Below are 19,065 nucleotides of genomic sequence, written 5' to 3' on the forward strand. Positions count from 1 at the left end.
CAGGCGTGTCGAGTCGCTGCGATGACGACAGGCACGTCGAACATCACACACGATCAGGCGTCGATGAGAGGGACATCGGGAGTCGGGCCGCAACTGGCTCGATCGGGAGGCCGCTACTCGCTCTCAGGCGAGACAACGGCACCAAAGACTGCGCGTTATCTTGCCGGGAAGGTACCGGTTATCGAAACCGGCCGACTACTGTCACTCGAACAAGTACCCACTGAGGGTCTCCACTATTGATGAAAACGCGCGAAGCTTACGCCCCGACTTCTGGAGAGTAAACGAAGGAACGGTGGGTGGCGGGGGAATTGCGGGGTTCTTCAGGAAGGGTTCAGCTTTGAAGATTTGTGGTGCTTTTGAAGGCCCCATCGCGGGCAAGCCCGCTCCCACAGGGATCTCTAGTGAACACAGATTTTGTGCCAATAGATCAAACTGTGGGAGCGGGCTTGCCCGCGATGACGGCCTCACAGCCGCCACACATTTTAGCTGGCAGTGGCCAACAACAAATCCACCACCGACCGGCTATGCCCACGGTTCTTGCCATGGTCATACAAGGAACCTGCAATCTCATCCGCGCGAATCGGCAGGATCGACAACAGTGTGTCGCTCAAACCATGGCTCGCCTGGCAGAAACCCTGCATATAGATGCCGGCCTTGCAGCGCTCGTCGGTGATCAGCTTGTAGTTGCGATCCACTTCGAAATCACCCAGGTATTGCTCCAGCGGCGCCAGCAGTTTGCGGTGCATCTGGCGCTCGTAGCCGGTGGCCAATACCACGGCATCGTACAGACGAACCGTCACTTCACCGGTGGCATTGTTGCGCACTGCCAGTTCGATACCGCGCTCGGTGGCGGTGGCTTTTTCAATAGTGGTCAGGGTGCGGAACGTGTGACGCGCGATGCCCGAGACTTTCTGGCGATAGAAGATGCCGTAGATGCGTTCGATCAGGTCGATGTCCACCACCGAATAGTTGGTGTTGTGGTACTCGTTGACCAGGCGCTCGCGCTCGCTGCTTGCCTGCTGGAACACCAGGTCGGTGAACTCCGGCGAGAACACTTCGTTGACGAACGGGCTGTCATCCGCCGGCTTCAGCGCCGAGCCACGCAGGATCATGTCCACCTGCACCGATGGGAAACTGTCGTTCAAATCGATGAAGGCTTCCGCCGCGCTTTGCCCGCCGCCGATGATCGCGATGCTCATCGGTTGATTGTTCACGCACGGCTGCTTGGCCATCTGCGCCAGGTACTGCGAGTGGTGGAACACGCGGCCATCATCTTTCAGCGCCTTGAACGCTTCGGGAATGCGCGGCGTACCGCCGGTACTGACCACCACCGAACGGGTGGTGCGCACGTGTTGATGACCCGTGGCGTCGCGAGAGATCACCCGTAGCGCCTCGACCTGCTGGTTGTGCAGCACCGGCTCGATGGTCAGCACTTCTTCGCCGTAGCGGCTCTGGGCTTCAAACTGGCCGGCGACCCAGCGCAGGTAGTCGTTGTACTCCATGCGGCACGGGTAGAAGGTGCCGAGGTTGATGAAGTCCACCAGACGGCCGTGATGCTTGAGGTAGTTGACGAACGAATACGGGCTGGTCGGGTTGCGCAGGGTCACCAGGTCCTTGAGGAAGGAAATCTGCAGCTCGCTTTGGGTCGACAGGGTATTGCCGTGCCAGCTGTAGTTGGGCTGCTTGTCGAGAAACAGCACATCCAGCTCGCCCTGGCTCGGCCCGCGCTCTTGCAGAGCGATGGCCAGCGCCAGGTTCGAAGGGCCGAAACCGACGCCGATCAGGTCGTGAACGATGGGCGATGCAATTGCCTGTGTCATTTCCAGTGTCCTCTGGATGAACCCCTCAACAAGGGGAATAAGCCTAAGTGACCTGATGCAGGACAGCAGGTCGTCTGTTGAGTAGGAACGAGGACAATGAAAAAAAATTTAGAGAGAAGGGATCAATGGGCGTCCCACTGGCGCATCCGTATGCGGCAGTGCTTCATGGCATTGACGATGTGCTTCTCCACCAGCGCGCGCGAGATGCCCAGGTGCTCGGCAATTTCCGGGTGCGACAGGCCATCGATCTTGCGCAGCAGAAAACTTTCGCGACACAGCCGTGGCAATTCCGCCAAGGCACGCTGGAGCATTTCCAGGCGCTGGCCGTGGTCGAGGCAATTGTGCGGGGATGGCGTGAAGTAGCGCTCTTCGTTGTCGAGCACGTCCAGCGACTCGACCTGGCGCAAGGCATTGCGCCGATGATCGTCGATCACCAGGTTCAGAGCGGTGCGATAAAGGAAGGCCCGGGGCTGCTCGATCGGCGTATCACTGGAACGCTCCAGCACCCGCAGATAAGCGTCATGCACCACATCTTCGGCCACCTGACGGTTGCCTAGCTTGGCGTTCAGGAAACACACCAGCTCGCGATAGTAGTTTTCCAACATGACTCCCGGCCGCACAGGGTGCGGTTTCTGTCCTTGAGCCACCTCGGCGACCGCCGACATAGGCAGTGGCAAGATGGTGGCAGTTCAAGCCGCGTAATTTATAGTAATTCTCATATAGATTTAAAGTGTTGGTTTGACTTACCCGATAAATAGTCTTGTGCTACACCTGTAACCCTATGTGTCCGCGCCTAAATCCCCCGCCCCTTTCCTCGTTTACAGGACAGCTCCCCGTGTCTGTCGGCTCCCCGACAGCGTTCGGCTGTCGCCGGTTTATCTGCGCAGATTGAACGACGGGCCGATATCCATTGGCCGGAACCCTGCATGAAACGTCCCCGACAGACCCGACGCGCCCTGCTTGTAGCACTTTGTCTGATCCCCGTTATCGCCATCGCCGCCTGGCAAGTGATCCCGCCTGGCCGGGATAAATTCGCCACCGTGCAAGTCAGCCGTGGCGACATTGAAAGCAGCGTCACCGCGTTGGGCACCCTGCAACCGCGGCGTTATGTCGACGTTGGCGCCCAGGCGTCCGGGCAGATCCAGAAGATTCACGTGGAAGTGGGCGACGTGGTCAAGGAAGGCCAGCTGCTGGTGGAGATCGACCCGTCCACCCAGCAGGCCAAGCTCGACGCCGGACGCTACTCTATCGAGAACCTCAAGGCGCAGCTCCAGGAACAACGGGCCCAGCACGAACTGGCCCGGCAGAAGTTCCAGCGCCAGCAGAACCTCAAGGCCGGTGGCGCGACCCGTGAAGAAGACGTGCAAACAGCACAGGCCGAACTGCGCGCCACCCAGGCGCGCATCGACATGTTCCAGGCACAGATCCGCCAGGCCCAGGCCAGCCTGCGCAGCGATCAGGCCGAACTTGGTTACACGCGGATTTACGCGCCAATGTCCGGCACCGTGGTCGCCCTCGACGCCCGTGAAGGCCAGACCCTCAACGCCCAGCAGCAAACACCCTTGATCTTGCGCATCGCCAAGTTGTCGCCGATGACCGTGTGGGCCGAAGTCTCGGAAGCCGACATCGGCCACGTCAAACCCGGCATGAGCGCCTGGTTCACCACCCTCAGCGGTGGCAACCGGCGCTGGAGCAGCACCGTGCGGCAGATTCTGCCGGTGCCACCCAAGCCGCTGGACCAGACCAGTCAGGGCGGCGGCAGTCCCGCCAGCTCGAGCAAAAGCGGCAGCGCGCGCGTGGTGCTGTATACGGTGTTGCTGGATGTCGATAACGCCGACAACGCGTTGATGGCGGAAATGACCACCCAGGTGTTCTTCGTTTCCGATCAGGCGAAAAATACCCTGACCGCACCGGTCGCGGCGCTGCAGGCCGGCACCGAAGCGAATAGGCAAATCGCCCAGGTCGTCGCCGAAAACGGCAGCATCCAGCAGCGCGACGTGCGCACCGGCATCAGCGATCGTCTGCGGGTGCAGATCCTCGACGGATTAGAGGAAGGCGATCACTTGCTGATCGGCCCGGCCGACGGGAGTGGCGGCTGAATGCACACGCCCCTGATCGACCTGCAGGACATCCGCAAAGCCTACGGCGGCGGCGATTCACCGGAAGTTCACGTGTTGCGCGGCATCGACCTGTCGATCCATGCCGGGGAATTCGTGGCGATTGTCGGTGCATCCGGTTCCGGCAAGTCGACGCTGATGAATATCCTCGGTTGCCTCGACCGCCCGACATCGGGCGAATACCGTTTCGCCGGGCAAAACGTCGCCGCCCTCGACAGCGACGAGCTGGCCTGGCTGCGCCGCGAAGCCTTTGGCTTTGTGTTCCAGGGTTATCACCTGATCCCGTCCGGCTCGGCCCAGGAAAACGTCGAGATGCCGGCCATCTATGCCGGCACCCCGGCCGCCGAACGCCACGCCCGTGCCGCCGCCCTGCTCGACCGTCTCGGCCTCGCTTCGCGCACCGGCAACCGTCCGCATCAACTGTCTGGCGGCCAGCAACAACGGGTGTCCATCGCCCGCGCCTTGATGAACGGCGGCCATATCATCCTCGCCGACGAACCCACCGGCGCCCTCGACAGCCACAGCGGTGCCGAGGTGATGACCCTGCTCGACGAACTGGCGAGCCAGGGCCACGTAGTGATCCTCATCACCCACGACCGCGAAGTCGCGGCCCGGGCCAAACGCATCATCGAAATTCGCGACGGGCTGATCATCAGCGACAGCGCCCACGACAATCCTGAAGCACAGACCTCGGCCAACCCCGGCGCGCTGCAAGCGGTGGATCTGCGCAAGCGCCTGACCGAAGGCGCGCAAGCCAACGGCGCGTGGAAAGGCGAGCTGATCGATGCGGTGCAAGCGGCGTGGCGGGTGATGTGGATCAACCGCTTTCGCACGGCACTGACGTTGCTTGGCATCATCATCGGCGTCGCGTCGGTGGTGGTGATGCTGGCCGTCGGCGAAGGCAGCAAGCGCCAGGTGATGGCGCAAATGGGCGCGTTCGGCTCCAACATCATTTACCTCAGCGGCTCATCGCCCAACCCGCGAACGCCGCTGGGCATCGTCACCCTGGACGATGTCGCAGCGGTGGGCAGCCTGCCGCAGGTGACGCGGATCATGCCGGTCAACGGCCAGGAAGCCGGAGTGCGTTTCGGCAACCTCGACCACTTGAGCTACGTCGGCGGCAACGACACTAATTTCCCGGCCATCTTCAACTGGCCGGTGGTGCAAGGCAGCTATTTCACCGAGGACGATGAACGCAACGCCGCAGCAGTCGCGGTGATTGGTCACAAGGTGCGGACCAAGTTGCTCAAGGATGTGGCCAACCCGATCGGCCAATACATCCTGATCGAGAACGTGCCGTTTCAGGTGGTCGGTGTGCTCGCGGAAAAAGGCGCCAGCTCTGGCGACTCCGACAGCGACGACCGCATCGCCATCCCGTATTCCGCTGCGAGCGTGCGGTTGTTCGGCACCCACAACCCCGAATACGTGGCCATCGCCGCCGCCGACGCGCGCAAGGTCAAGGAGACCGAAATCGCCATCGAGCAATTGATGCTGCACCTGCACAACGGCAAGAAGGATTTCGAGCTGACCAACAACGCCGCGATGATCCAGGCCGAAGCGCGCACGCAGAACACCCTGTCGCTGATGCTGGGTTCGATTGCCGCGATTTCGCTGCTGGTGGGCGGCATCGGCGTGATGAACATCATGCTCATGACCGTGCGCGAGCGCACGCGGGAGATCGGCATCCGCATGGCCACCGGCGCCCGTCAGCGCGACATCCTCCGGCAGTTCCTGACCGAAGCGGTGATGCTTTCGGTGGTCGGCGGGCTCGCCGGTATCGCTCTGGCGCTGATCGTCGGCGGTGTGCTGATCCTCAGCGAAGTCGCTGTCGCGTTCTCTTTGATAGCGGTGCTCGGCGCCTTCGGCTGCGCCCTGGTCACCGGTGTTGTCTTCGGCTTCATGCCGGCCCGCAAAGCTGCCCGACTCGACCCGGTCACGGCCCTTACCAGTGAATGATCTCTCCATGAAGCCGCAACTGAGTTTACTGACCCTCTGCCTGTTGCTCGGCGCCTGCGGCACACCCGCCCAGCGCCCGGACAGCGGCATCCAGCCGCCCTCTTCCTGGCAATCGGCGCACACGCAAAGCGCCACCCGCAGCAACCTGCAATGGTGGACGCAGTTCGGCAGCCCGCAGCTGGATCAACTGATCGAACAGGCGCGGGTCGGCAGTTACGACCTGGCCGCGGCCATCGCGCGGGTGCGCCAGGCGCAAGCCGAAACGGTGATTGCCGGGGGTTCGCAGCTACCGGAGGTCAAGGGCGCCCTGAACGCCAATCGGCAAAAACTGCTGCGCGGCAACGGTTACAGCCAGCTCGACGCCGACAGCGACAACAAGGCCGTCGATTACTTCAATGCCAGCCTTAGCGCCACTTACGAAATCGATTTCTGGGGTGGTCAACGGGCTTCCCGTGACAGCGCGCAATTCGCGTTGCAGGCCAGCGAATTCGATCAGGCGACCGTGGAATTGACGCTGCTCAGCGGCGTCGCCAACACCTACGCGCAAGCCTTGTCGCTGCGTGAGCAAAGCCGCATCGCCGAGCTGAACCTGGCGAACGCGCAGAACGTATTGAAACTGGTGCAGACGCGCTTCGATTCAGGCTCGGCAACGGCGCTGGAACTGGCGCAACAAAAAAGCCTGGTGGCGGCGCAACAACGGCAATTGCCGCTGGTGCAGCAGCAGGCGCAGGACGCGCTGATCGGTCTGGCCGCCCTGCTCGGCCGGCCGGTTCAGGAGCTGGCTCTGGGGCAGGAACGCTTCGATCAATTGTCATGGCCGACCATCGCGGCCGGCGCGCCCAGCGAACTGCTCACCCGGCGTCCGGACATCGCCCGCGCCGAAGCGCAACTGGCCGCCGCGCAAGCCGACATCACCGTGGCCCGCGCGGCGATGCTGCCGAAGGTGACGTTAAGCGCGGAACTGGGGTCGGGCGCGGATCGTGCGGCGGATATGCTGCGCAATCCTTTCTACAACCTCACCGCCGGATTGCTTGCGCCGGTGTTCAACAATGGCCGCCTGAGCGCCGAGCGCGACAAAGCCACGGCCCGCCAGGAAGAACTGCTGGAGACCTATCGCGGGGCGATCATCAACGGTTTCGCCGACGTGGAAAAAGCCCTCAACAGCATCCGCGGGCTGGATGCACAGCGCCAGTGGCAAAGCGAGGAGCTGAACCAGGCACAGACTGCATTCAATATTGCGCAAAGCCGATATCAGGCTGGCGCCGAGGATTTGCTGACGGTGCTGGAGACCCAGCGCACGCTGTATGCGGCGCAGGATTTGAACGTGCAGCTGCGGTTGTCGCGGTTGCAGGCGAGTATTGCGCTGTACAAGGCGTTGGGGGGTGGGTGGCAGGTTCTGTGATTTGAGTCGCCAGTGAGTCCGCTATCGCGAGCAAGCTCGCTCCCACAGGGATTTATGTGTGCCGCAATGCTGGGCACGACACATGAACGGTGGGAGCGGGCTTGCCCGCGAAGAGGCCGGAACATCCAGCATCAATGGCACCTGCCAAACCGCCATCGCGGGCAAGCCCGGCTCCCACAGGGTTTTATGTGTGCCGCAATGTTGGGCATGACACATGAACTGTGGGAGCGGGCTTGCCCGCGATTGAACGATAACGCGGTATCACCTGCTTAAGTGGTGATCGGCTTGGCCTTCAAATGCCGCGCATACCAAGGCCGCTGCGGCACTTTGCGGAACAGGCTCGCCAGTTTCTTCTCGTCTTCACCAAAGGTGATGCGCAGCGCCAGTTTCATGGTTTCCGGGTCCATCTCAACCGACTTGCCCGCCTGCAACCCCGGCGTCGCGCTGCAGCCATGGGTGCTCGGCCCCAGCCACGGATCATCCACCTCGACCCAACGCCCCGGCGCAAACCACGCCACCCCGTTGACCTCCAGCCGACTGACCTCCCCCGGATGAAAACGCTCATGGGCACGGAACCAGTCTTCCAGGCGATCATCGATCCAGCCGTGGAAATGCCAGAACACCGGGTTTACATGGGAAGAAAACGGGTCGCCGAGGAAGTCGTTTTCCGGCGCATACCAGCGCGCGGAGAAATCTGCCGGATCCCGGGCAAACGGCACCGGCTGACCATTGGACGGGTCACGGGGCACCGAGGCCCAGCGCATGTGCAGCCAGTCATGCAGCCCCAACTCGACCTCTGAACCGAACTGCCCCAGGGTGAGTTTCGACAGATAACGCGGATCACGGTAGCGCGACTCCCAGACCTGGAAGTTGCTGTGATACGTCTCGGCCGTCTTGATGTCGCTGACCCATTGCGAATACTCGGCATCGTCATCGGCCAGCCAGGTCGGCGGCAGCGCGGTGCCGTCGTGGTTGTCGCAGTAATTGGCGAAACCGATGCGATCCCGGGCCAGTTCCGGCTGTGGCAACGGAAAGTGCTGCCACGACGGCAAGTCCTGCATCGACCGCGCCGTGCCCAGCATGTGCCGGTGCATGAAGAAAAAGTCCACGCCCGAGCCGTTGCGATCCTTGCGCGCGCCACGGGCATCGCGCTCCTTGTCTCGCGGGCCCGGCTGCCAGCCAATGCCACGCAGGGCGTTGCGCTTGTCTTCGGACAGGGTGTGCCACTTGTCCCGCGAGGCATGCCAGAGCTGGTGAAACAGCCGATGCTCGGCGGACACCAGCCACGCCAGCAGCGGGGCGTTGAGACCGGCTCGCTCGCGAGCTTCGGGAAAAACCCGTTTGACCGCGATGAAGCGATTGTCCTGGGCGGTCATCATCAGCGGACGATCGAGGTTCAACACCCGCCCGCTGAGCGTGCCGCTGCCGGCATTGCCGAAACCGGCCCAGACTTCATCCAGCGCCATGCTGAATTCGTAATCCGGCGCGCCGTTGGCAGCGTTGGCACTGACCAGCCGCCAGCTCAACTCGGCCGGTTTGGCGTCCGCCAGATCGCCCAGCACCCGGTAGCGCGGCTCATCGCTGGAGCGCAAACGCTGGGCGGTGTCGAGGAACCCGATCAAGCCGCGCCCTTTGTGGCCGACGTCGAGAAACACTTCCAGCCCGTCCCGAGGCAGGCCTTCGATACCGGCGTCACGCCCTTCGAAACGAATCTGCCAGACGCCGCGCAAGGTATTCGCCAGATGCTGGCCGGCGACATCCGCCACATCGAATGAAGCTTCGCCGGGGGTGATCGTCGGATCCGGTTTCGTCCATTCGCGATGCCCATAAAAAGCCGCAGGCACGGCGGCGCCGGTCAGCGCCAGGCCTGCCATGAACCATCGTCGAGAAATCGTCATTGCCCTACCTGTGTCAGCCATGAAGCAGGCTTTATCCAAGCTAGAACGTTTGTTGCCCGCAGAAATTTAAAAGCATCGCCAGCAGGCTGGCTCCCACAAGGATTGGGTGAACACCGAAGATCCCCTGTGGGAGCGAGCCTGCTCGCGATGGGGCCATCAGCCCCACTAAATTTCCAACCGGGCCACTCGTTCTTCCCAGATAGCAAAGGCCCCTGCGCCCGCACCGGGGCGGCGAACCTGACTGAGATGGCAATGACAAAACCACGTTCGAAAAAGGCTCTCTACATCGGCCTGCCTCTGGCCCTGGCGATCAGTGCCGGGGCAGGCTATGCGGTTTGGGATTACTGGTTCAAGGACAATCCCGGCTACCCGGTTAACGTCATGAAACAGGCCGATGAGCTGCAAGAGCGCATCCTCTCCTTCGACAGCCACGTCACCGTCCCGCTGGACTTCGGCACCGCCGGCAATGAAGCGGACAAGGACGGCACCGGCCAATTTGACCTGGTCAAGACCGGCCGCGGTCGCCTGTCCGGCGCGGCCCTGACGATTTTCGGCTGGCCGGAAATCTGGAACGGCGCCAATGCCCCCCATCGCCCCACCGCCGGTTTCGTCGACGAAGCCCGCTTCGAGCAGGAAACCCGCTACAAAATCATCAGCACGATGGTTCGCGACTTCCCCAACCAGGTTGCCATCGCCTACACCCCGGACGATTTCCGCCGCCTGCACGGCGAAGGCAAGTTCGCGATCTTCATGAGCATGCTCAACGCCTACCCGCTGGGCAACGACCTGAACGCCCTGGACACCTGGGCCGCTCGCGGCATGCGCATGTTCGGTTTCAGTTACGTGGGCAACAACGCATGGGCCGATTCGTCCCGACCGCTGCCGTTCTTCAATGATTCGCGAGACGCCCTCGGTGGCCTGTCGGAGATCGGCAAACAAGCGGTGCATCGCCTCAACGATCTGGGCGTGATCATCGATGTGTCGCAGATGTCGACCAAGGCCCTGGAGCAGGTCGCCCAGTTGAGCCGCACTCCGATGGTCGCCTCGCACTCGGCACCGCGCGCCCTGGTGGACATCCCGCGCAACCTCAGCGACCAGGAAATGCAGCTGATCAAGAACAGCGGCGGCGTGGTGCAGATTGTCGGCTTCCCGACCTACATCCGCCCGCTGAGCCAGGCCACTCAGGACAAACTCAACGCCCTGCGTGCACGCTTCGACCTGCAACCGTTGCAAGGCCTGGAGATGGCGCTGATGCCGGGCGATCCGATCATCACCGTCTGGTCCGAACAGCGATTCGGTGAGTACGCCAGCCAGCTCTACGCCATCGTCGACGAAGAACCGAAAGCCACCCTCAAGGACTACGGCGACGCAATTGATTACGCGGTGAAAAAAATCGGTATCGACCATGTCGGCATCAGTTCCGACTTCAACGACGGCGGCGGTCTGGACGGCTGGAAGGATGTCAGCGAAGCACGCAACGTGACGGCCGAGCTTATCAGTCGCGGCTACAGCGAGGCCGATATCGCCAAGCTCTGGGGCGGGAATTTCCTGCGGGTCTGGGACCAGGTGCAGAAGTCGTCCAGACCGATGGCGAAAAACTGATGCCCTCTTTTGCCAAAGCGAACCGAGCTCATGACTAACCGCCGTTCATTCCTCAAGCAGGCCGGTATTCTCGCCGCAGGCCTGCCCCTGGCTTCTGCCGTGAATCTACAGGCACTGGCTGCCAGTCCAACGCCGCTGCCCAAGGACAAATGGGCGCAATTGCGTACGTTGTTCGACCAGGATCCGGACTACCTGCACTTCGCCAACTTCCTGGTGACGTCCCACCCTCGTCCGGTGCGGGAGGCGATTGAACGCCACCGCGCCAACCTCGACCGCAACCCGGGCCTGGCGATGGACTGGGACCTGGGCGAAACCGAAAAACGCGAGCAAGCGGTGCGCGCCTGGGCCGGTCGTTACCTCAAGGCCAAGCCCGAACAGATCGCGCTGACCGGCAGCACCACCGAAGGCCTGTCACTGATCTATGGCGGCATCCATGTGCGTCCGGATCAGGAAATCCTCACCAGCGAGCACGAACACTACGCCACCAACTACGCCCTGGGTTACCGCCAGCAAAAGGACGGGGTCAAGGTGCGCAAGCTCAAGCTGTTCGAGAACAGTCACAAGGTGTCGGCGGATGAGGTGCTGGGTTCGATCGCCAAAGGCATCCGCCCCGAAACCCGCGTGCTGGGCATGACCTGGGTGCAGTCCGGCAGCGGTGTGAAGCTGCCGATCGGCGAGATCGGCAAACTGGTGGAGGAGCAGAATCGCAACCGCGAGGAAAAGGATCGCATTCTGTATGTGGTCGATGGCGTGCACGGTTTTGGCGTTGAAGACCTCGACTTCCCCGACATGCACTGCGACTTTTTCATCGCCGGCACCCACAAATGGATGTTTGGCCCGCGCGGCACCGGGATCATCTGCGCCCGTTCCGCCGAGCTCAAGGATGTGACGCCGACGATTCCGACCTTCTCCGAAGCGACCACGTTCTCGACCATCATGACCCCCGGCGGTTATCACAGCTTCGAACACCGCTGGGCCCTGGACGAAGCGTTCAAGCTGCACCTGGAACTGGGCAAGGCCGAGGTCCAGGCGCGCATCCATGCCCTCAACACTTATGCGAAAAACCGCTTGTTGGAACACCCGCACGTCGAACTGGTCACGCCGAAGAGCCCGGACTTGTCGGCCGGTTTCACCTTCTTCCGAATCAAGGACCGCGACTGCGAAAAAATCGCCGAACAGTTGATGGAGAACCGCGTGGTCTGCGACTCGGTGGACCGCGACGTCGGCCCGGTGATCCGCATCGCGCCGGGCCTGCTCAACACCGAGAACCACATCGAGCGCTTCATGGCCTTGCTGAGTAAAACCGTCTAATGCTGCCCCCTGTGGCTTGAGGGCTTCTGTGGCGAGGGGATTTATCCCCGTTGGGTGGCGCAGCCGCCCCAGCACTTCTTCAGATACAGCGAGCCAGCAGGTTTGCGACTGCTGCGCAGCCGAACGGGGATAAATCCCCTCGCCACAGAAGCCCCATTCCACAGGATCGCACCCTCACCACAGTGACCCCGTTTTCTTTTAAATCGAGACGACAGATGAACCAAGATCTATTAACCGTGCCGCTCAAGGCACTCGCCCTGACCGCCCTCCTCGCCGGTCTATTACCAACCGCCGCCCAGGCGGCCACCGCCCCGCCACCCGGCAAAGTGTTCAAGGACTGCCGCGACTGCCCGGAAATGGTCGTGCTGCCCGCCGGCACTTTCACCATGGGCACGCCGGATGATGAAGTCGGTCGCGAGCCCGACGAAAGTCCGATGCACGAAGTGACCTTCGCCAAACCGTTCGCCATGAGCCGTTTCCAGGTCACCGCCGGTGAATGGGACAGCTACGTGCGCGAGAGCGGCGTGACCATCGCCAACGGCGATACCCGGCCGGGTCGCGAGTGCGTCGCCAGCAAGCCGCGTTATCCGCAAGGTCCGCGTCAGCCAGCGGTATGCATGAACTTCGATGATGTGAAGCACTACGTCGCCTGGCTCTCGAAAAAGACCGGGCAGAAGTACCACATGGTCAGCGAAGCCCAACGCGAATACGCCGCTCGCGGCGGCACCAAGGGTCCGTTCCCCTTCCCGTTCGATGAAGGCAAGGAATACAGCATCAGCCAACACGCCAACACCTACGGGCCGGCGGACGGTTACAGCTTCAGCTCGCCGGTCGGCAGCTATGCACCGAATGCGTTTGGGATGTACGACATGCACGGCAATGTCTACGAATGGGTCGAAGACTGCGAACACCCGAACTACGTCGGTGCACCCACCGATGGCAGCGCCTGGGTAGAACCCAATTGTGAAGCCGTGCGCATTCGTGGCAACGACTGGGGCGAAGCGCCGGTGTTCTCCCGCTCGGGCAACCGTAACAGCCAGTACCCGCAAGAGCGTGGCGACTGGATGGGGTTCCGTATTGTGCGCGACCTGTAAGCCATAACCCCAATCCTGTGGGAGCTAGCCTGCTCGCGATAGCGGACTGACAGTCGACATATCTATCGACTGTGATGCAGTCATCGCTAGCAGGCTAGCTCCCACAGGGTCATGTGTTTGAGTCGCGATCACCGCCAGTCGGCAACCTTGTAAATTAACCCCTCGATCAGACGTTCTACTGGGTATCTGCCTTTATACCCAAGGAACTGTCTTCCATGACCCAGCCTCCCCGTGGCGCCATCGGCGAGTTGTTCGCCCTGTTGAAACCGTTTCGACTCATCGTCGCCGCGTCCATTTTCCTGGGCATGGTCGGCGGCTTGAGCGTCACGGTACTGCTGGCGACCATCAACAACGCCCTGCATTCGGACACCGGCCTGACCCAGGGCGTTGTTGCCTTGTTCGCCGGCTTGTGCCTGCTGGCGCTGCTGAGTTCGATCTGCTCGGACATCGGCACCAACTACGTCGGCCAGCACATCATCGCCAAACTGCGTAAACAGCTCGGTGAAAAAGTCCTCTCGGCACCGATCGAACAGATCGAACGCTATCGCAGCCACCGCCTGATTCCGGTGCTGACCCACGACGTCGACACCATCAGCGACTTCGCCTTCGCCTTCGCGCCGCTGGCGATTTCCGTGACCGTGACCCTGGGTTGCATGGGTTACCTGGCCATTCTTTCATGGCCGATGTTCCTGATCATGGTCGCCGCGATTCTGATCGGCACAGCGATCCAGGCCTACGCCCAGAGCAAAGGTGTGCAGGGTTTCATGGCCGCCCGTGACGCTGAAGACGAACTGCAGAAGCACTACAACGCGATTGCCGAAGGCGCCAAGGAACTGCGGATTCACCGTCCACGTCGCCAGCGCATGTTTGTCTCGGGCATCAAGGCCACGGCCGAATTCATCTGCAACACACAAGTGCGTTCGATCAACACCTTCGTCATCGCCAAGACCTTCGGCTCGATGCTGTTCTTCGTGGTCATTGGTCTGGCCCTGGCGCTGCAAACCTTCTGGCCAAGCGCCGACAAGACTGTGATGAGCGGCTTTGTGCTGGTGCTGCTGTACATGAAAGGCCCGCTGGAACATTTGATCAGCACGCTGCCGATTGTCAGCCGCGCGCAGATTGCCTTCCGCCGGATCGCCGAGTTGTCCGAACAGTTTTCCACCCCTGAACCACACTTGTTGCTCAGCGATCAGGGCAACGTCAAGCAAGCCGTGCACGAACTGAAACTGGCCGATGTGCGTTTCGCCTTCCCGGCTGCCGAAGGTGCCGCGCCGTTCCAGCTCGGCCCGGTCAACCTGACGATCAAGCAAGGCGACATCACCTTTATTGTCGGCGAGAACGGTTGCGGCAAGACCACGCTGATCAAGTTGCTGCTGGGCTTGTACACGCCGCAGCAGGGTGAGATCCGGGTCAACGGCGAGGCGATTGATGCGCAAAATCGTGATGACTACCGCCAGTTGTTCACCACGATCTTCGCAGACTATTACCTGTTCGATGACGTGATCCAGGGCGACACGCACATCCCCGAAGACGCCAACAAATACCTGCAACGCCTGGAAATCGCGCACAAGGTCAGCGTCAAGGACGGCAATTTCACCACCACCGATCTTTCCACCGGCCAGCGCAAACGCCTGGCACTGGTCAATGCCTGGCTCGAGGAGCGCCCGGTGCTGGTGTTCGATGAATGGGCGGCCGACCAGGACCCGACCTTCCGCCGGATTTTCTATACCGAGCTGCTGCCGGACCTCAAGCGCCTGGGCAAAACCATCATCGTGATCTCCCACGATGACCGCTATTTCGACGTGGCCGACCAGTTGGTGCGCATGGAAAGTGGCCGGGTCGTTACCGAGCTGACAATGGCCTGATTGGGGTTTTCATTGCTTTTCGCGGACCTGTGGGAGCGGGCTTGCCCGCGATGAGGCCATCACTTTCACATTGATGGTGATTGACCCACCGCTATCGCGGGCAAGCCCGCTCCCACAGGTTTCGCGAACTTTCTGCTTCCCCAGAAAATTATTTGACGGGTTTCTTTCCGGTTTTTGGTTTGTGCCGCGTCTAATAATCATTCTTATTAACAAAAACTCTGCACAACACTTTTCAGGAGCACAGGTAAGTAATGCGACCTCAACCACGCCGCACACCTATCGCGCTGGCCGTACAGCGCCCGACATTGCATCGCACCCTGTTCACCAGCGTACTGCTGACCGCCACCTTGCTGGGGAGCTCGATGGCCAATGCTGCACCTGTAAAAGTGAATATCGCCGTGCAGCCGCTTTCCAACGCGCTGACCGAGCTGGGCATGCAGACCAACCTGCAGATCCTCTACAGCCCGGATCAGGTGGCGGGCATCAAGTCCCGTGCGGTGTCCGGTTCGCTGGAGCCGTCCGAGGCCCTGAGCGCCCTGCTCAAAGGCACCGGCATTTCGTTCCAGATCAACGGCAACAGCGTCACCCTGGTCTCCGGCGGCGGTTCGGGCCTGCAACTGGGCGCGACCACGATTTCCGGCCAGGCCCTGGGCCTGACCACTGAAGACACCAATTCCTACACCACCGGCGCCACCACCACCGCGACCAAGTTGCCGCTGACCCTGCGCGAAACACCGCAATCGGTGACCGTGGTGACCCGTCAGCAAATGGACGATCGCGGCGTACAGAGCGTCGGCGATGCACTGCGCAACACCCCCGGCATCACGTCGCAGAAATACGACAGTGACCGTACCGAATTTTCCGCCCGGGGCCAGGCCATCACCAACTTTCAGTACGATGGCGTCAACACCATCTACGACGGTGTGTACGGTGAAAACCCGAACAACAGCGACGACTCGGCCAGCCTCGACCACATCGAAGTCATCAAGGGCGCTACCGGCCTGATGACCGGCACGGGCGATCCGTCCGCCACGGTCAACCTGATCCGCAAGAAGCCGACCAAGGACTTCAAGGCCTCGGTCAGCGCCACCGCCGGCCGCTGGGACAAGTACCGTGCTGAAGGCGACATTTCCGGTTCGCTGACCGATTCCGGCAACGTCCGCGGCCGCTTCGTGACCACGTATCAGGACGCCAACTCGTACCTGGATCACTACAGCCAGAAGAAAGACCTGTTCTACGGCGTCCTCGAAGCCGACCTGACCGACGACACCCTGCTGACCTTCGGCATCGACAAGTCCAGCGCCACCCCGCGCGGTTCGTCGTGGACCGGTAACCCGACCTACTTCGCCGATGGCGGCCGTACCGAGTTCCCGCGTCACTTCAACCCGGCTGCCGACTGGAGCCGTCGTGATTTCGACAGCACCACCTACTTCGCCTCGCTGGAACAAGCGCTGGCCAATGACTGGAAACTCAAAGTCAGCCTGGACCAGAAAACCACCGATCACGACACCCAACTGGCTTCGGCCAGCGGCGGCAACCCGGACCGCGCCACCGGTGAAGGCATGTTCCTTTACTGGGGTCGCTGGGAAGGCCATCGCGTGCAGAACACCGCTGACGTGAACGTCTCCGGCCCGTTCAGCCTGGGCGGTCGCGAGCACGAACTGGTCGCCGGTGTCATGGCGTCCCACTCGCGCCAGACCGGCGCGACTTACGACACCAGCGCGTTCTCCCAAGTGCCAGGCAGCATCTATGACTGGAACGGCGAACTGCCGAAACAGGAATTCCCGAAGAACGGCAAATACGAGCGCACCCAGAGCCAGAACGGCGTTTACCTGGCCACGCGCCTGCGTCCGACCGACGACCTGTCGTTCATCCTCGGCACCCGCCTGAGCACCTTCAAGTACAACGAAGACTACAGCTACAACCCGGGCGCCAGCCTGACCGACACCCACGCCAGCTACAAGGAACACGGCGTCGTCACGCCCTACGCCGGTGTGGTGTACGACCTGAACGACACGTACTCCGCATACGCCAGCTACACCAATATCTACCAACCGCAAATCTACAAGGACGCCAACGGTTCGACGCTGCAGCCGGTTGAAGGCAACGCTTACGAGACCGGCCTGAAAGCGGCCTACTTCGAAGGCAAGCTGAACGCCAGCCTGGCCTTCTTCCGCATCGAGCAGGACAACGTCGCTGAATCGATCGGCACCAACCCGGTCACCAACGAAGGCATCTACAAAGCCATCGACGGCGCGACCACCAAGGGCGTGGAACTGGAACTGGCCGGTGAACTGGCCGAGGGCTGGAACCTGTCCGCCGGCTACACCTACGCCCGGACCCGTGACCAGGACGAGCAACGGATCTTCGGCTACCCGCTGTCCACCACCCGTCCTGAACACGTCGTCCGTACTTTCACCACCTACCGTCTGCCGGGCGTGATGAACAAGTTCACCGTCGGTGGCGGCGTGAGCTGGCAGAGCGCGTTCTACGGCAAGATCTACAGCGCCAGCGCGGGCGACTACACCCAGATCAAGCAAGGTGGCTACACCCTCGTGGACCTGATGACCCGTTACCAGTTCGACGACCACCTGAGCTTCACCGTCAATGCCAACAACGTCTTCGACAAGAACTACCTGACGGGCCTGGGCAACTTCGATACCACGTTCTACGGCGAGCCGCGTAACGTGCAGGTCACCGCGAAGTATGATTTCTGAGTCGTGAGCTGAAATGAAAAATGCCCGTGTCGTGAGATGCGGGCATTTTTTTTGGGCCAGGGATTTGTGGTGAATGTGGGTCCGCCATCGCGGGCAAGCCCGCTCCCACAGTTTTTTGCGGCGTTCACAAATCCCTGTGGGAGCGGGCTTGCCCGCGATGGCAATTGCCGGAACAACAAACTGCCCTGAGCCGGACACAAAAAAACCACCACCCCTGATCCAGGCATGGCGGTTTTTTTTCACTTCAACTCAAACCCGCGAACGCACCCACCCCGCCACTTCTGCATGAATCCCTTCCACTTCGCTCAACAACCCCGCCATGCGCATGAAGTCATGGGTCATCCCCGGCTGCTCCAGCAACGTCACCTCATTGCCCGCCGCTCGCAACAGCTCGGCATACGCCAGCCCTTCGTCACGCAGCGGATCATGCCCGGCCAGGTACACCAGCGCCGGCGCCACGCCCGAAAGATCTGCCGCCAGCAATGGCGAGCAACGCCAATCCGCCAGGTCCTCTGACGTACGCCCGTAATGCGCGTAGAACCAGTCCAGCGTCGGCGTCTCCAGCAAATACCCTTCGGCGAAATCACGATGGGAGGCACGCTTGGTGGTCGCGTCGGTCACGGGGTACAACAGCACTTGCGCCTTGGGTTTGAGCGCCAGTTCCTGAGGCTCACGCACCGCCATGATCGACAGCACCGTGGCCAGTGTCGCGCCCACGCTGTCGCCGACCAGCGCGACCCGATTCGCATCCAGCCCCCGCACCGCGCTTTCGCGCACCAGCCAGTTGCCGGCATCGCAGGCGTCTTGCACCGGAGTCGGGAAACGCCACTCCGGGGCCAGTCGATAATCCACGGTCAGTAACGCAAACCCGCCCTGCGAGGCCAGTCGCCGGCACAGTGCATCATGGGAATCGAGGCTGCCGACCACATAGCCGCCGCCATGGAAATACAACACCACCGGCTGCAAGCCGTCGACAGTTTGCCCCGCGCGATAAAGCCGCGCCGACAGGCTGTGGCCGTCCCTTGCGGCGATGGTGAAATCCTCGCAGGCCACGTTGTCCAGTGGCACGTCGAGAAACCCGGAGGAGGCTTCAAAATCGATCCGCGCCTGTTGGGGCGACTGTTCATGCATCGCACGACTTTTGCCGGTCATCCGGCCGAACTCGGCGAGTTCGAGAAATGCTTCAAGTTCTGGCAACACGGCCATGGGACGAATCCTTCTACACAAATAGGTCAATACAGAATCTTGAAACCAGCGACAAACCCTGTGGCGAGGGAGCTTGC

12 protein-coding genes are annotated in these 19,065 nt (G+C 61.6%); 8 read left to right on the top strand and 4 right to left on the bottom strand.

The window, feature by feature from the left end; genetic code table 11:
• Positions 1–482: 482 nt before the first annotated feature.
• Both ACA053_RS19440 and ACA053_RS19445 read right to left on the bottom strand, forming a co-directional pair.
• Positions 483–1,820, bottom strand: coding sequence for a lysine N(6)-hydroxylase/L-ornithine N(5)-oxygenase family protein (locus ACA053_RS19440; RefSeq protein WP_497393438.1), 1,338 nt, complete (start codon positions 1,818–1,820; stop codon positions 483–485).
• A 122-nt stretch (positions 1,821–1,942) separates the two neighbouring features.
• Positions 1,943–2,425 (bottom strand): sigma-70 family RNA polymerase sigma factor, encoded by a 483-nt coding sequence (locus ACA053_RS19445; RefSeq protein ID WP_109633400.1) that lies wholly within the window; start codon positions 2,423–2,425, stop codon positions 1,943–1,945.
• A gap of 321 nt (positions 2,426–2,746) precedes the next feature.
• Between ACA053_RS19445 and ACA053_RS19450 the strand changes: the two genes are divergently transcribed.
• From ACA053_RS19450 to ACA053_RS19460, 3 genes are read left to right on the top strand one after another with little or no spacing between them, the layout of a single operon-like run.
• Positions 2,747–3,919, top strand: a complete 1,173-nt coding sequence (locus tag ACA053_RS19450; protein WP_497393439.1) for an efflux RND transporter periplasmic adaptor subunit — start codon at positions 2,747–2,749, stop codon at positions 3,917–3,919.
• On the top strand, positions 3,920–5,893 hold the full coding sequence (locus ACA053_RS19455) for a MacB family efflux pump subunit (RefSeq protein WP_497393440.1): 1,974 nt from the start codon (positions 3,920–3,922) through the stop codon (positions 5,891–5,893).
• Between the two features lie 7 nt (positions 5,894–5,900).
• Positions 5,901–7,295 (top strand): efflux transporter outer membrane subunit, encoded by a 1,395-nt coding sequence (locus ACA053_RS19460; RefSeq protein WP_497393442.1) that lies wholly within the window; start codon positions 5,901–5,903, stop codon positions 7,293–7,295.
• 269 nt (positions 7,296–7,564) lie between these two features.
• Here ACA053_RS19460 and pvdP read toward each other — a convergent pair whose 3' ends face one another.
• A complete protein-coding gene (gene pvdP, locus ACA053_RS19465) occupies positions 7,565–9,193 on the bottom strand; it encodes a pyoverdine maturation tyrosinase PvdP (RefSeq protein WP_497393443.1) in 1,629 nt (542 codons plus the stop codon).
• 252 nt (positions 9,194–9,445) lie between these two features.
• Here pvdP and pvdM point away from each other — a divergent pair, with 252 nt between their 5' ends.
• From pvdM to ACA053_RS19490, 5 genes are all read left to right on the top strand, one after another.
• On the top strand, positions 9,446–10,795 hold the full coding sequence (gene pvdM / locus ACA053_RS19470; protein WP_497393444.1) for a pyoverdine-tailoring dipeptidase-like protein PvdM: 1,350 nt from the start codon (positions 9,446–9,448) through the stop codon (positions 10,793–10,795).
• Positions 10,796–10,825: 30 nt separating this feature from the next.
• A complete protein-coding gene (gene pvdN, locus ACA053_RS19475; protein ID WP_497393445.1) occupies positions 10,826–12,106 on the top strand; it encodes a pyoverdine-tailoring periplasmic protein PvdN in 1,281 nt (426 codons plus the stop codon).
• 215 nt (positions 12,107–12,321) lie between these two features.
• The gene (gene pvdO, locus ACA053_RS19480) at positions 12,322–13,200 is read left to right on the top strand and encodes a dihydropyoverdine dehydrogenase (protein WP_497393446.1); all 879 of its coding nucleotides are present in this window, start codon (positions 12,322–12,324) and stop codon (positions 13,198–13,200) included.
• 215 nt (positions 13,201–13,415) lie between these two features.
• On the top strand, positions 13,416–15,065 hold the full coding sequence (locus tag ACA053_RS19485; RefSeq protein WP_497393448.1) for a cyclic peptide export ABC transporter: 1,650 nt from the start codon (positions 13,416–13,418) through the stop codon (positions 15,063–15,065).
• A 251-nt stretch (positions 15,066–15,316) separates the two neighbouring features.
• On the top strand, positions 15,317–17,782 hold the full coding sequence (locus ACA053_RS19490) for a TonB-dependent siderophore receptor (protein WP_497393449.1): 2,466 nt from the start codon (positions 15,317–15,319) through the stop codon (positions 17,780–17,782).
• A gap of 249 nt (positions 17,783–18,031) precedes the next feature.
• Here ACA053_RS19490 and ACA053_RS19495 read toward each other — a convergent pair whose 3' ends face one another.
• Complete coding sequence (locus tag ACA053_RS19495) at positions 18,032–18,988, bottom strand: alpha/beta hydrolase (protein WP_497312629.1); 957 nt, start codon at positions 18,986–18,988, stop codon at positions 18,032–18,034.
• Positions 18,989–19,065: the final 77 nt, after the last annotated feature.

It is taken from the genome of Pseudomonas sp. LBUM1672 (genome assembly GCF_059695655.1).

What these genes read in the sequence shown, in the direction of transcription:
- ACA053_RS19440 (WP_497393438.1), bottom strand. Translation starts at nt 1,820, where the DNA reads ATGACACAGGCAATTGCATCGCCCATCGTTCACGACCTGATCGGCGTC.
- ACA053_RS19445 (WP_109633400.1), bottom strand. Translation starts at nt 2,425, where the DNA reads ATGTTGGAAAACTACTATCGCGAGCTGGTGTGTTTCCTGAACGCCAAG.
- ACA053_RS19450 (WP_497393439.1), top strand. Translation starts at nt 2,747, where the DNA reads ATGAAACGTCCCCGACAGACCCGACGCGCCCTGCTTGTAGCACTTTGT.
- ACA053_RS19455 (WP_497393440.1), top strand. Translation starts at nt 3,920, where the DNA reads ATGCACACGCCCCTGATCGACCTGCAGGACATCCGCAAAGCCTACGGC.
- ACA053_RS19460 (WP_497393442.1), top strand. Translation starts at nt 5,901, where the DNA reads ATGAAGCCGCAACTGAGTTTACTGACCCTCTGCCTGTTGCTCGGCGCC.
- pvdP (WP_497393443.1), bottom strand. Translation starts at nt 9,193, where the DNA reads ATGACGATTTCTCGACGATGGTTCATGGCAGGCCTGGCGCTGACCGGC.
- pvdM (WP_497393444.1), top strand. Translation starts at nt 9,446, where the DNA reads ATGACAAAACCACGTTCGAAAAAGGCTCTCTACATCGGCCTGCCTCTG.
- pvdN (WP_497393445.1), top strand. Translation starts at nt 10,826, where the DNA reads ATGACTAACCGCCGTTCATTCCTCAAGCAGGCCGGTATTCTCGCCGCA.
- pvdO (WP_497393446.1), top strand. Translation starts at nt 12,322, where the DNA reads ATGAACCAAGATCTATTAACCGTGCCGCTCAAGGCACTCGCCCTGACC.
- ACA053_RS19485 (WP_497393448.1), top strand. Translation starts at nt 13,416, where the DNA reads ATGACCCAGCCTCCCCGTGGCGCCATCGGCGAGTTGTTCGCCCTGTTG.
- ACA053_RS19490 (WP_497393449.1), top strand. Translation starts at nt 15,317, where the DNA reads ATGCGACCTCAACCACGCCGCACACCTATCGCGCTGGCCGTACAGCGC.
- ACA053_RS19495 (WP_497312629.1), bottom strand. Translation starts at nt 18,988, where the DNA reads ATGGCCGTGTTGCCAGAACTTGAAGCATTTCTCGAACTCGCCGAGTTC.